A 12621-nucleotide genomic window follows, 5' to 3' on the forward strand; every position below is an offset into this window, starting at 1 on the left:
GGTAGATAAGGAAAACGATAATAAGGCAGAGATTTCAAAACAGCAATAAGATATGTAAATCATAAAACGAACAACAGATTCACATGCGTCTTAATCTAAGAAAGAAAAGGCAGAGAAAAGAGAAATGTTTGGAGAATGTCATGCGCATATAATTATGGATGGTGTGAATTACCGTCAGGCAATTGATATGCATAAGAATGGTCCGGATGACCAGATAATAAGAGAGCATCTGAAAGCTTATCAGGACAGAGATATTACTTTTGTACGTGATGGTGGCGATGCACTGGGCGTTTCCGCGAGAGCGAAAGAACTTGCGCCGGAATACGGTATTGATTACCGGACTCCTGTATTTGCAATCCACAAAGAGGGACACTATGGTTCCATTGTTGGAAAAAGCTTTGCAACAATGCGGGAATTTCATGGTCGTGTGCTTGAGGCGATAAATGCAGGTGCGGATTTTATTAAGATCATGACTACAGGAATCATGGATTTCAATGCACACGGAGCTGTCACGGGAACACCGCTGGATGCGGCTGAAGTGAAAGAGATGGTACATATTGCACATGAAGAGGGTATGGCCGTGATGTCTCATACTAACGGGGACTATGGTGTTCAGGCAGCAGTGGAAGCCGGTGTGGACAGTCTGGAGCATGGGAACTACATGAATGAAGAAAGTCTTAACATGCTGGCAGAGAGTGATACAGTATGGGTTCCGACGCTGGTCACAGTGCGTAATCTTCTGGGAGACGGGCGTTATGCTGATGAAACGCTGAAGCCGATCATAGAATTTGCAGAAGAGAATATCAGAAAGGTATTTAAACTTGGAGTAAAGGTTGCTCCGGGCAGCGATGCAGGGGCTTATCGGGTTCTTCATGGAAAAGGAATTCAGGATGAAATGAAAGCGTTTACAGAAATTCTGGAAGAAAGTGATATTGTCTGTCACTGGCTTTCAGATGGTGAATCAGAAATTAAAAAGAAATTTATCAGACGGTAATAACAAAAGCAGTTCATTCTACAGCGTACAAACTGTAAATGGACTGCTTTTGGCTTATGCATACTGAATCTTGACTGCAGTATAAATATTAGAAGATTTTGATTTAGACGGATGGAAAGTAACACATACATAGTCGCCGTATTCCACACCGCTTTCAGTAAGATCCTGAGCGTTTTCAATGCGGAAAGTGTCGACTGCACCATCGTCGGTCTGAACGGTGATCGTATTAGCGGTGTTTCCGATGATAGTTCCGGTTGCTGTAAAGGAAATATGTTTATCATCGATTCCGGCAGGATTTTCTCCGGTTACGGCAATGATACGAATGCCCTCCAGAGTGTCCTCTTCCAGATTTCCAATATAAGTCACATTTGCATGAGAACCGGGAGCAATTCCGCCCTCAAAATAAGCAGGAATTGCAGACATATCAATGCTTAGCGGAGTATCACTGCCAGCAGGAAGAACCTGAAGAATATTCAGATTTACTGCCTGGATGGTTACCAGAAACTGTTTCTCACGGTTCGCAATCTGCTCCGGTGTCAGTGTAACTGTCGGTTCAGGTGTAGGTGTCGGATCCGGAATCTGCAGGTCTTTCAGGTCGGAAATACTCAGGACTTTCAGATGACTAGCGTTTAAAGACGCAGAGGAATCATCAGAAGTATCCGGAAATTCACCTTTAAAGGTAAGGTAGACCCAGTCGCCGGATTTGATGCCGTTCTGATAATATTGTTTCGTTCCGGTGATCGGGTAAGTAGCAGTTTTGCCTTTTTTATTTTTTATGGTGATCGTATTGGAGGTCAGAGATATGACCTGCCCGTGAGCAGTACGTTTCTTCAGTTTGTTCTTCTTGTGGAATTCATCCACTACTTTCAGAACACGAACACTGCTGGTATCTGTATTGGAGAGCTGTCCTTCATAAATAATACTGATCTCATCACCGGTGATCATTCCGCCTTTACACTCCAGTGTGGCGTTGGAAACATTGAATACATAAGATGCATCGTCTGTATTCAGGATGAGCTGGCTTCCGGAAAAATCCTGTAGAGTACCGGAAATCTCATCCATATAAACGCGGTCTTTGGCTTCGGTTACAGTTGTAGTATCAGATGAAGAAGTAAGTTCTCGGACAGATGTATCTCCGGTAGATGTGAATTGTTCCAGTACAGTTCCAAGGCTGCATCCGGTCATAGAGAAGCTAAGAACGGTACAGGCACATGCGGCAAGCAGTTTTTTCATAATAAAGACAGGACCTCCGATAAATCATTCGTTTGAGCATTATTCCTGCCGCATGCAGTGTAAGGATCTCGAAACATAGTTATTTATGAGAAGAGATTCTGTCTTTTGACGGATCTGGGATAAAATCAAAAATCTTGCGGTAGTTTTCCCATTCGTCATTGTCTTTGGCAGGAGTAGATATCAGGCCGGTACATTCTGTACAGGCGTTGGTATTCAGGTAATTATCATAACATACATTGTAAGGATTTTGGCAGCTATTTTTACGCTTTTCTGACATTTTTTTACCTCCATGATTATAGCAGATGCGATCCATCTGTCTGTATAATGGATAGTATTAGTATATGCGGTTATTTTATGTGAGTTTTTTGTCCGCTGTTTAAGGAAAACTGCGAAAGAGTTATTGGGTTATGGAGAAGTAGTAAAACGGATTACGAATATCTGACAGAACTGATAAGATTCTGGGAAGTGTGCTGCTGTGAGCAGACAGTAACTGGTTTTCGTGAAATAGGTACAATAAACAGACTATAAATTTGACAAAATAATAACGAAAAATATATTGAAATTTCTATGGATTGTGATATAATTTCGATAAATAAATAATAGCGAAGTAGGATTTTATGCGTCAAGTGTTCACAGGCTGGGGAGTCGCCGTGAAACGAAAAGCAGAAAGCGTGCTGCTTACGATATGATTTCCGCACCCGTTGCTACATATGAGGACATCTCATAATGTGGAGGGATTATTATTTATGTAACTACTCTATTTTTTAAACACATTATGGAGGTGTTTTTATTATGCAGAAAAAACAATATTGGAACGTAAAGACATTAGTGTTCATGGCTCTTCTGATCGCTATGCATCTAGTACTCACACGAGTTCTGGTGATTGATCTCGGTGCATACCGTATTTCTGTAGGAAGTGTAAGTACAATTCTTGCAGGTCTGTGGCTTGGCCCGGTAGCTGGTGGTGTCTGTGGATTATGTGCAGATATCATCGGATGTTTTATGAAAGGATATGCAGTAAACCCGTTTATTACAGTTGCAGCAGTTCTCTGGGGCGTTCTTCCTGCTCTTGCAAAACCGTTATTTGCAAACAAGAAGAAAACAGGAAAGACAGTTGGCATCTGCGTATCTATCGTAGTAACAGCGGTTCTCAGCTCTCTGGTATTTACAACAGCAGGACTTGTAATTATGCTTGGATATAACTTCTATGCGATCATGCCTGGAAGACTGGTACAGTTTGCAATTATGATCCCGATCTACTGTGTACTGACCTGCCTGCTGTATTTCAGCCCGCTGACAGCAATGGTTGTTGAGAATGCGGCACCTGCAGTGCTGAAGAACAAAACCGTATAATTGAGATAGAATTAAGACTTGAATAATGGACTGATAAGATAGTTAAGAAAACATGGTTTTGCGCGGACTATGTTAATTACATATCAATCGATTCCCCGAAAAAGAAGAAAGTTATGATATAAAAAGACAGACTCATTGTAAAGTAAAATATGAAGTACTTTACAGTGAGTCTGTTTTTATTATATTCTGAAACTTAATCAAATCAAGTAAATCTTCTGCTTCAATTGTGAAAAGCAATGAACAGTGGGCGGGGACATGCCTGCCATGATCAGAGCATTTTATTTTTCTGGTGGATAGTTACCGTTCTCATCCGGCTGTACACGGAACCAGTAAGTATAAAGCTGGTTGAATCCGAGCGATTTGTACAGTGCACGGGCATTGTCATTTCCCTCTACAACCTGAAGGTATGCATTCTGCGCACCTTTCTTTATCCCTTCTTTCAGAAGTCCGGTACAGATCTGGCGTGCATAGCCGTGTTTGCGATATTCTTCTTTTACATGGATGGCATAGATCCCGATGTAATCTCTGTCCAGAATGCCGAGTCCGGTTGCAATGATCTGGCCGTTCATACGGATGCAGGCGCAGATAGTTTCTTTGAGGATCGCCTGATACATGGATGGAACGACTTTGCGGTGAACGGGGTTGGTAGTGTTCTTTAAGCGAAACAGACTTTCAATCCATTCAGATGGAATGTTATCGTAGAACGTTACGTCCGGATACGGAGCGTCCAGACGCGCGGCATTCATGCTCATCGCCATGACATTGGTGGTATGCTGGATGGCATATCCACGGTTCTCCAGAACATAATCAAAGTCAGGAGAAACAAGAGGGCTGATCTTAAATACAGCCGGTGTTCCCAGGCGTTTATATACGCTTTCACAGTATGGGATTTTCTCTCTCCATGTAAGAGTAGAATTGCCGAATTGCTCTACGCTATTGGTTCTGTGTGTATAAAAATAAGAAAATCTCAGGATCCAGCCGTCATACAGTTCCATCTTGTGAGACGGCCAGGCGTTCAGAGACATATCTTCAATCTGTTTAATTGTAGTTTCCATAATATAAGGAAGACTCCTTTCAATATGAGTCCACAAATGCATGTTTATGCATGAAAATGCCATAACGGTTCTCTGTTATAGAAAACTTACAGAAATCCACAGGCATGCAAAAGTGTCTTTTTAGAATTATACAGAGTTTAGAAACGATGTGCAAGAAAACTTTCGTTTATTATAATATTCGTTATGAAGCACTTTGCCGGGCGTGAAGTGAACAATCATTTATCCGGCGATTGTCTCCAGAACGAGGGGATATAATTTACGGGCAAGCAATTCATGTCCATGGGCGGTAAGATGAATGCCGTCTATAGTAATTGCATCAAATCCCTGTTCAGCTGTTATTTTATTCAGATCATCATGCAGTGGCACAAATGGCAGCCGGTATTTTGCAGCAAGATTCTGGATAAGGTCAGACATGGTACGAACATGTGGAATCCATGTCTGATATTCTTCCGGATGCGGAAAGATAAATGGCTCCATAAGGATTACCTGTCTGGCATCTGCAGTGAGCAGCTTCAGCAATTCATCGTAATGCTCAGAGAATTCTGCCATCATTTGTTTCTGCTGAGAAGCAGTGCGGTTTGTATTCATCATCAGCCCGATATCATTAATGCCGATCAGCAGCGTTACAACAGGAGAACGGTGCAGGGAAATCCGGTGCTGGCGGATATTGTCCAGGACTCTTGATATGGTGAAGCCATCGAATCCGTAGTTTTTAATTTGTACTGTATTTGATAAAAACGATCTGGAGTTGTCAGAATATGAATCTGGCCGTCTGCCGGGAATTTCTTTCTGAAACATTTCTGCAAGCATCTGCACATATCCATTCCCCAGAGGAAAATCATCGAGTAAATGACCGCAGTCGGTAATGCTGTCTCCAAGACAAATGATCTGCATAGTATAACTCCCTTTTATATTTTTTATATAATAGTGAATGCTGATATAAATAAATGGTATTACCAATCTATAAATTGGTAAGTGACGTAATATAAAATTTATATAAAAACTATATAAAATAATATCATCGCTTCACAGTTCAGTCAACGAAAAACAGCCTTTTTCCGTGAAAATGCACTATTGTAATTGAGAAAAAAAGTAAAATTAAAAAAAGAAATGGTTACAATGCACAAAAAAACAATCTTTTTTTGTCTAAAACAGTCAAAATGATTGTTGACTTTTTAACAGATTCGAATATAATAATCTCAAAATCTTGAATCGCTGAAAGAATTTATGAAACTTTTAGAAAGATTTTATATTTCTCACGGATCATATATATGGTCAGGAGCTTTCAGACTTTCGACTAAACTAAGACATCTGAGACAGACAGCAGGTAAGGACATCACAGACGGGCTTCAGGAAGAGACATCTAAGGCAGGCAGCAGGTAAAGACAGCAGGGACAGACTTCAGGAAGAGGCATCTAAGACGGACACCGGGGAAAGACATCTGAGACGGACATGATAAGAGAGTGCGAATGTCTTTCAGCGATTCAAATAGAAAAAGGAGGGAAAAGAAACGGGTAATTTAGCAAGCACGTTAATGGAAGAACTTCAATGTAAGACAGTTTTTACCATACCAGTGTTTGGAGGAATACCGATTGCAGAATCAGTAGCAGTGACATGGATCATCATGGCAGTGCTTTTAATTTTGTCATTGGTGCTCGTAAGAAACCTGAGTGTGGAGAATCCCGGTAAGAAACAGCTTCTCCTGGAAGCAGGCGTCGGTTTTCTTCATGATTTCTTTAAGGATATCCTTGGAGAAGAGGGAAAAATGTATATTCCCTATCTGATGACAGTTGTCATTTACATTGGAATTGCAAACATTTTCGGTGTGTTTGGATTTGTACCGCCTACAAAGGATTTAAACTGTACAATTGGACTGGCCATTACCAGTATTTTCCTGATCGAGTATGCAGGATTTCATAAGAAAGGTCTGAAAGGCTTTCTCAAAAGCTTCGCAGAACCGTCTCCGGTCATGCTGCCGATCAATATTCTGGAGATCGCCATTCGTCCGACATCACTTTGTATGCGACTTTTTGGTAATGTGTTAGGAAGCTATGTGGTTATGAAACTTCTTGAGTTTATATGCCCGGCAGTTCTTCCTATCCCATTCAGCCTGTATTTTGATTTCTTTGACGGATTCATTCAGGCGTATGTATTTGTATTCTTAACTTCTTTATTTATTAAGGAAGCTATTGAATAAAAAAGATTACTGTTCATACAGGAATATGACATTTATATAAGACCTGAGACGCGGGACATAAGGAATAAGACAGCAGTTATGAACAGCGCTTAAATGCTGTCCGGATATCCGGTGGGTCATAACGGCCATAAACAACCGTTGGTACAGACATCTGCTGCACAGGCATCAAATGATCTCATCGGAATATCGACAGGATAGCATATTGTGAAGAAAGATTTGTAATATTTAGTTTATTTCAGTTAAACAACAGGAGGAAAAAGTTATGTTAGTAGCAATTGGAGCAGCAATCGCAGTTATGACAGGTATCGGAGCAGGTATTGGTATTGGTATGGCAACATCCAAAGCAGTTGAAGCAATCGCAAGACAGCCAGAAGCAGAAAGCAAGATCAGTAAAGCACTTCTTTTAGGATGCGCCCTTGCCGAGGCAACAGCTATTTACGGTTTCGTTATCGGTCTTCTGATCGTTATCATGCTTGGCTAATTGATGGATAAAGAATACATACGAAAGGCAGGTGGGACAGGTGATCGAGATTAACATCAACCTGGTCTTTACAATTATTAACCTGATTGTTCTTTATCTTTTAATGAAGAAGTTTCTGTTTGGTCCGATCCTTAACGTGATGGAACAGAGAAAAAACATGATCGACCAGCAGTTCGCAAGTGCCAAAGAAACTGAAGAGAAGGCATACGAACTGAAAGGCAAATATGAAGATGCACTCAAATCTGCGAAAGACGAATCCATGCGAATTGTAAACCAGGCGAAGGATGAGGCAAAAGTACAGGCTGACCGTATTGTAAAAGATGCAAATACACAGGTCGGTGAAATGCTTAATAAAGCAAAGGCAGATATCAAGACAGAGCAGGAAAATGCTATGAAAGCTATGGAAAGCAGAGTGGCAGAGATTGCGCTGGATGCAGCCTCAAAGATCATGGGAGAGAAAAACAGCAGTCAGCAGGATTTGTCCCTTTATGACCAGTTTATAAAAGAGGCAGGTGATTCCAATGACGGAAACAAGCATTAATTATGCAAAAGCATTATATGAGCTTTCTGTCCCGGAAGAAGCTGTTTTGGAGACAGAAAAGATTTTCGAGGGTACCCCGCAGTTAAAGGGTGTCCTTGAGAATCCGCTGGTTTCTTTAAAAGAAAAAGAACATGTAATTGACAGGGTTTTCCCACAGGAGATGAAAAATTTCCTGAAGATAACCTGTAAATATCAGAAAATCAGCAGCATTGAGGAGATTCTGGAAGCGTACGGTGATTACAGCCGCAAGCAGAAAGGTATCCTGAAAGCTGTCCTCACATATGTAACAAAACCGGAAGAAGCCCAGAAAGAGAAGATGGAGGATTTCCTTCGCAGGGAATTCGGAGCAAAGGAAGTCATTCTTACTCTGAAAGAAGACAAATCTTTGATCGGTGGCTTCATTCTTTCTGCCGGAGACAAAGAGTATGACTGGAGTCTCCGCGGACGTTATACGAAATTAAGACAGAAATTGACACGGAGGTGAATAAAAGTTGGCTGCAGTGAATCCAGATGAAATCATTTCGATTCTGAAAGAAGAAATAAAGAATTATGACGAAATCAGTAAGGACCAGGAAGTAGGAACAGTCATCTCCGTCGGAGATGGTATCGCCACGGTATATGGTATCGATCATGCCATGTACGGTGAGGTTGTAACCTTTGAGAATGGTCTGAAAGGTATGGTTCAGGATATCCGTGCAAACAGCATCGGATGTATCCTGTTCGGTAAAGATACAGGAATCAAAGAAGGAACAAAGGTGGCAAGAACCCAGAAACAGGCAGGTGTGCCTGTAGGTGACGCTTTTATTGGAAGGATTGTAAATGCTCTGGGAGCACCGATCGATGGTAAAGGCGAGATCAAGGCAGACGGGTATCGTCCGGTAGAGAATCCGGCACCTGGGATCATTGAGAGAAAATCTGTAACAGTTCCGCTGGAAACAGGTATTCTTTCCATTGACTCCATGTTCCCCATCGGCCGTGGCCAGCGTGAGCTGATCATCGGTGACAGACAGACAGGTAAGACTTCCGTTGCACTGGATACCATTCTTAACCAGAAAGGTAAAGATGTAATCTGTATCTATGTTGCAATCGGACAGAAAGCTTCCACAGTAGCTAAAATTGTATCTACTCTGGAGAAACATGGTGCTATGGACTATACAACAGTATTCTCCTCCACAGCCAGTGACTGTGCACCACTTCAGTACATTGTTCCTTATGCAGGTACTGCACTTGCTGAGTACTTCATGTACAAGGGAAAAGATGTATTAATGGTTTATGATGATTTATCCAAGCATGCAGTTGCATATCGTGCACTGTCATTGCTTCTGGAACGTTCACCGGGACGTGAGGCTTATCCTGGAGATGTATTCTATCTCCATTCCAGATTACTGGAGCGTTCCAGCCGTCTGAATGAAAAGGCCGGCGGTGGTTCTATCACTGCACTTCCTATCATTGAGACACAGGCAGGTGACCTTTCCGCATATATTCCTACAAACGTTATTTCCATCACAGATGGTCAGATCTTCCTGGAGAGTGACCTGTTTAACTCCGGTATGCGTCCGGCGGTTAACGTAGGTCTTTCCGTATCCCGAGTTGGTGGTGCTGCACAGGCAAAAGCCATGAAGAAAGCAGCAGGAAGTGTCCGTATCGATCTGGCTCAGTATCGTGAGATGGAAATCTTTACACAGTTCAGTTCTGATCTGGACGAGGCTACAACTCAGCAGCTGAAATACGGAAGCGGACTTATGGAACTTCTGAAACAGCCGCTTTCAAGCCCGTTAAGTCTTCATGAACAGGTCATCACTCTTTGTGCGGCAACACACAAGGCAATGATGCACGTGGAAACTAAGAAGATGAAGAAGTATCAGAGAGATATGCTGGACTACTTTGACAGTGCTTATCCGGAAATCGGAAGAGAGATTGAGGAGAAGAGACAGCTTCCGGATGAACTGGCAGAAAAGATCGTGAAAGTGGCAGAAGAATTTGCAGATAAGAGCAGGTAGGTGTTGATATGGGCAGTACGAAAGAGATTCAGACTCGAATGAAAAGCATTCAGGACACCATGAAGATCACCAATGCCATGTATATGATTTCTTCATCCAAGATGCAGAAGGCCAAGAGAATCCTGTCCGATACAGAACCGTATTACTATAATATGCAGGCGGCAATTTCCCGAATCCTGCGTCATATGCCGGATACAGAGCATCCTTTTTTCAGTATCCGTCATAAGATCGCAGAGGAAGACCGTAAGATCGGCTGTATCGTAGTTACCGGTGATAAAGGTATGGCAGGTGCCTATAACCATAATATCCAGAAAATAACAGAACAGTTTATGGCAGAGCATGAGCACTGCAAGCTTTATGTGCTGGGTATGGTAGGCCGTCAGTATTTCACGAAGAAACATATGGATATCGCAGAGAACTTTCCATATACAGTACAGAAACCGACCATGCACAGAGCGCGTCTGATCTCAGAGGAGATTGTCAGAGCGTTCCTGGACAGAGAACTGGACGAAGTACGTATTTTCTATACGGAGATGCAGAGTGCAGTTGCAATGGAGCCGGTGAATATGCAGCTTCTTCCATTGAAGAAAGCAGAGTTCCTGCCAAATCAGGCAATGCTTGCGGACATGCCGCAGGAGGAAATTGTGCTGTCACCATCAGCCGATGTACTTCTGAATACCATGATTCCCAATTACCTGACCGGTCTGATCTATGGATGTCTTGTAGAAGCGTATGCCAGTGAAAATAATGCCAGAATGATGGCAATGCAGTCCTCTACGGACAGTGCAAAGAAGATGCTCAGGGAGTTATCCATTGAGTACAACCGTGCGCGTCAGGCTGCCATCACACAGGAAATCACTGAGATTGTCAGCGGTGCAAAAGCACAAAAAAGGAAGTGACGACGATGAACAAAGGTAAAATTGTACAGGTTATGGGACCTGTTGTAGACGTTGTTTTTGAAGATGGAAATCTTCCTGAGATCAAGGATGCCCTTGAGGTAGAGAACAACGGTAAAAGATGTGTAATGGAAGTTTCCCATCATCTGGGAAACAATATGGTACGCTGCATTATGCTGAGCGCAAGCGAAGGCTTACAGCGTGACAGAGAAGTCATCGCCACAGGAAGCGGCATTAAGGTTCCTGTAGGTGATAAGACACTGGGACGTTTATTCAACGTACTTGGTGATACAGTAGATGACGGTCCTTCCCTTGAGGGAGAACAGAAATGGGTCATCCACAGAGATCCGCCGGATTTCGAACATCAGAAACCGGCTGTAGAAATCCTGGAAACAGGTATTAAGGTTATCGACCTTCTTGCACCATATGCTAAAGGTGGTAAGATCGGTCTGTTCGGTGGTGCCGGTGTTGGTAAGACAGTCCTGATCCAGGAGCTGATCCAGAACATTGCCACAGAGCATGGCGGATACTCCATTTTCACAGGTGTTGGAGAGCGTTCCCGTGAAGGTAACGACTTATGGTCAGAAATGAAAGAGTCCGGCGTTCTTGAAAAAACAGCCTTAGTGTTCGGACAGATGAACGAGCCGCCGGGATCCCGTATGCGTGTTGCTGAAACCGGACTGACAATGGCTGAGTATTTCAGAGATGAGGAACACAGAGATGTGCTTCTTTTCATTGATAATATTTTCCGTTTTGTACAGGCTGGTTCCGAGGTTTCCGCCCTTCTTGGACGTATGCCTTCAGCCGTAGGTTATCAGCCAACATTGGCTACTGAGATGGGTGAACTTCAGGAACGTATCGCTTCTACTAAGGATGGTTCTGTAACATCTGTACAGGCTGTCTATGTACCTGCCGATGACCTGACTGACCCGGCTCCTGCAACTACATTCGCACATCTGGATGCAACAACCGTTCTTTCCAGAAAGATCGTAGAGCAGGGTATTTATCCGGCTGTTGACCCGCTGGAATCTACTTCCCGTATCCTTGAGCCGGATGTTGTTGGTGAAGAACATTATGAAGTAGCACGTAAAGTACAGGAAATCCTTCAGAAGTATAAAGAACTTCAGGACATCATCGCTATTCTTGGTATGGAAGAGCTTTCTGAAGAGGATAAGAGCACTGTATTCCGTGCAAGAAAGATCCAGAAGTTCCTTTCCCAGCCGTTCCATGTAGCTGAGAACTTCACAGGTATCAAGGGTAAATATGTTCCTCTGAAAGAAACCATCCGTGGATTCAAGGCAATCGTTGATGGTGAGATGGATCAGTATCCGGAAAATGCTTTCTTCAATGTTGGTACAATTGAGGATGTCATCGAGAAAGCAAAGACTGAGATGGGTCAGGAATAAGGAGCGGATTTTATGGCAGATACATTTGGTCTTGAGATTTATGCCAGTAATAAGCTGGCGTTTGCAGGACGTGGCAGGACTCTGACAATTCCGGCTGTTGACGGTGAGCAGGCTTTTCTGGCACAGCATGAGAATATTGTTGCGGCCATCATTCCGGGCGAGATGCGTTTCGAGGAAGCGGATGGTACGAAACATGTGCTGGCTGTGAGCAGTGGGTTTGTGGAGATGATCAATAACCGTGTGAAGCTGTTCTGTCTGACGGCAGAGAGTCCTGAGGAGATCGATATCCGCAGGGCGCAGGAAGCGAAGGAAAGAGCAGAAGAGCAGATGAGACAGAAGCAGAGTATTCAGGAGTATCATATGAATCAGCTGGCTCTGTCCAGAGCTATGGCACGACTGAGAGTTACGAGTCATAAAGAGATTTAAGTACATTTTGATAAATGGTACGAAAACCCCAGAGGGGAC

At 42.9% G+C, this 12621-nt stretch carries 14 protein-coding genes and 1 riboswitch; of the genes, 10 read left to right on the forward strand and 4 right to left on the reverse strand.

Annotated elements, in window-relative coordinates; genetic code table 11:
* The first annotated feature begins 124 nt into the window (after positions 1-124).
* Positions 125-994: an amidohydrolase family protein gene (locus KQI87_RS01210; protein ID WP_216458561.1), complete on the forward strand. Its 870-nt coding sequence runs from the start codon at positions 125-127 to the stop codon at positions 992-994.
* A 54-nt stretch (positions 995-1048) separates the two neighbouring features.
* Here KQI87_RS01210 and KQI87_RS01215 read toward each other — a convergent pair whose 3' ends face one another.
* Together KQI87_RS01215 and KQI87_RS01220 are read right to left on the reverse strand one after the other, a co-directional pair.
* The gene (locus KQI87_RS01215; protein ID WP_216458562.1) at positions 1049-2227 is read right to left on the reverse strand and encodes a hypothetical protein; all 1179 of its coding nucleotides are present in this window, start codon (positions 2225-2227) and stop codon (positions 1049-1051) included.
* Positions 2228-2306: 79 nt separating this feature from the next.
* Complete coding sequence (locus KQI87_RS01220; protein WP_216458563.1) at positions 2307-2504, reverse strand: hypothetical protein; 198 nt, start codon at positions 2502-2504, stop codon at positions 2307-2309.
* Positions 2505-2828: 324 nt separating this feature from the next.
* Positions 2829-2933, forward strand: a riboswitch (THF riboswitch).
* An 86-nt stretch (positions 2934-3019) separates the two neighbouring features.
* Here KQI87_RS01220 and KQI87_RS01225 point away from each other — a divergent pair.
* Positions 3020-3580 (forward strand): folate family ECF transporter S component, encoded by a 561-nt coding sequence (locus tag KQI87_RS01225; protein WP_216458564.1) that lies wholly within the window; start codon positions 3020-3022, stop codon positions 3578-3580.
* A gap of 278 nt (positions 3581-3858) precedes the next feature.
* Here KQI87_RS01225 and KQI87_RS01230 read toward each other — a convergent pair whose 3' ends face one another.
* Positions 3859-4635 (reverse strand): GNAT family N-acetyltransferase, encoded by a 777-nt coding sequence (locus KQI87_RS01230; RefSeq protein WP_216458565.1) that lies wholly within the window; start codon positions 4633-4635, stop codon positions 3859-3861.
* 219 nt (positions 4636-4854) lie between these two features.
* A complete protein-coding gene (locus KQI87_RS01235) occupies positions 4855-5529 on the reverse strand; it encodes an SGNH/GDSL hydrolase family protein (RefSeq protein ID WP_216458566.1) in 675 nt (224 codons plus the stop codon).
* Between the two features lie 640 nt (positions 5530-6169).
* On the opposite strand from KQI87_RS01235, the gene KQI87_RS01240 reads away from it, so the two are divergent.
* From KQI87_RS01240 to atpC, 8 genes are all read left to right on the forward strand, one after another.
* Complete coding sequence (locus KQI87_RS01240; RefSeq protein ID WP_216458567.1) at positions 6170-6832, forward strand: F0F1 ATP synthase subunit A; 663 nt, start codon at positions 6170-6172, stop codon at positions 6830-6832.
* Between the two features lie 262 nt (positions 6833-7094).
* A complete protein-coding gene (gene atpE, locus KQI87_RS01245) occupies positions 7095-7313 on the forward strand; it encodes an ATP synthase F0 subunit C (RefSeq protein WP_019160512.1) in 219 nt (72 codons plus the stop codon).
* Positions 7314-7353: 40 nt separating this feature from the next.
* Complete coding sequence (gene atpF / locus KQI87_RS01250) at positions 7354-7854, forward strand: F0F1 ATP synthase subunit B (RefSeq protein ID WP_242986820.1); 501 nt, start codon at positions 7354-7356, stop codon at positions 7852-7854.
* On the forward strand, positions 7835-8338 hold the full coding sequence (gene atpH, locus KQI87_RS01255; protein WP_117676678.1) for an ATP synthase F1 subunit delta: 504 nt from the start codon (positions 7835-7837) through the stop codon (positions 8336-8338). The genes atpF and atpH overlap by 20 nt, the downstream gene beginning before the upstream one ends.
* Positions 8339-8345: 7 nt before the next feature.
* Positions 8346-9854, forward strand: a complete 1509-nt coding sequence (gene atpA / locus KQI87_RS01260; RefSeq protein WP_117676677.1) for a F0F1 ATP synthase subunit alpha — start codon at positions 8346-8348, stop codon at positions 9852-9854.
* 8 nt (positions 9855-9862) lie between these two features.
* Positions 9863-10753 (forward strand): ATP synthase F1 subunit gamma, encoded by an 891-nt coding sequence (gene atpG, locus KQI87_RS01265; RefSeq protein WP_117676676.1) that lies wholly within the window; start codon positions 9863-9865, stop codon positions 10751-10753.
* A gap of 5 nt (positions 10754-10758) precedes the next feature.
* Positions 10759-12156 (forward strand): F0F1 ATP synthase subunit beta, encoded by a 1398-nt coding sequence (gene atpD, locus KQI87_RS01270; RefSeq protein ID WP_008706999.1) that lies wholly within the window; start codon positions 10759-10761, stop codon positions 12154-12156.
* A gap of 12 nt (positions 12157-12168) precedes the next feature.
* A complete protein-coding gene (gene atpC, locus KQI87_RS01275) occupies positions 12169-12582 on the forward strand; it encodes an ATP synthase F1 subunit epsilon (RefSeq protein WP_216458568.1) in 414 nt (137 codons plus the stop codon).
* Positions 12583-12621: the final 39 nt, after the last annotated feature.

The sequence above is a fragment of the Blautia sp. MSJ-9 genome (assembly GCF_018919065.1).
Taxonomy (GTDB): Bacteria; Bacillota; Clostridia; order Lachnospirales; family Lachnospiraceae; genus Blautia_A.

Excerpts from the sequence above, each read along its gene's own strand:
- KQI87_RS01210 (WP_216458561.1), top strand. The coding sequence starts at position 125 with ATGTTTGGAGAATGTCATGCGCATATAATTATGGATGGTGTGAATTAC.
- KQI87_RS01215 (WP_216458562.1), bottom strand. The coding sequence starts at position 2,227 with ATGAAAAAACTGCTTGCCGCATGTGCCTGTACCGTTCTTAGCTTCTCT.
- KQI87_RS01220 (WP_216458563.1), bottom strand. The coding sequence starts at position 2,504 with ATGTCAGAAAAGCGTAAAAATAGCTGCCAAAATCCTTACAATGTATGT.
- KQI87_RS01225 (WP_216458564.1), top strand. The coding sequence starts at position 3,020 with ATGCAGAAAAAACAATATTGGAACGTAAAGACATTAGTGTTCATGGCT.
- KQI87_RS01230 (WP_216458565.1), bottom strand. The coding sequence starts at position 4,635 with ATGGAAACTACAATTAAACAGATTGAAGATATGTCTCTGAACGCCTGG.
- KQI87_RS01235 (WP_216458566.1), bottom strand. The coding sequence starts at position 5,529 with ATGCAGATCATTTGTCTTGGAGACAGCATTACCGACTGCGGTCATTTA.
- KQI87_RS01240 (WP_216458567.1), top strand. The coding sequence starts at position 6,170 with ATGGAAGAACTTCAATGTAAGACAGTTTTTACCATACCAGTGTTTGGA.
- atpE (WP_019160512.1), top strand. The coding sequence starts at position 7,095 with ATGTTAGTAGCAATTGGAGCAGCAATCGCAGTTATGACAGGTATCGGA.
- atpH (WP_117676678.1), top strand. The coding sequence starts at position 7,835 with ATGACGGAAACAAGCATTAATTATGCAAAAGCATTATATGAGCTTTCT.
- atpG (WP_117676676.1), top strand. The coding sequence starts at position 9,863 with ATGGGCAGTACGAAAGAGATTCAGACTCGAATGAAAAGCATTCAGGAC.
- atpD (WP_008706999.1), top strand. The coding sequence starts at position 10,759 with ATGAACAAAGGTAAAATTGTACAGGTTATGGGACCTGTTGTAGACGTT.
- atpC (WP_216458568.1), top strand. The coding sequence starts at position 12,169 with ATGGCAGATACATTTGGTCTTGAGATTTATGCCAGTAATAAGCTGGCG.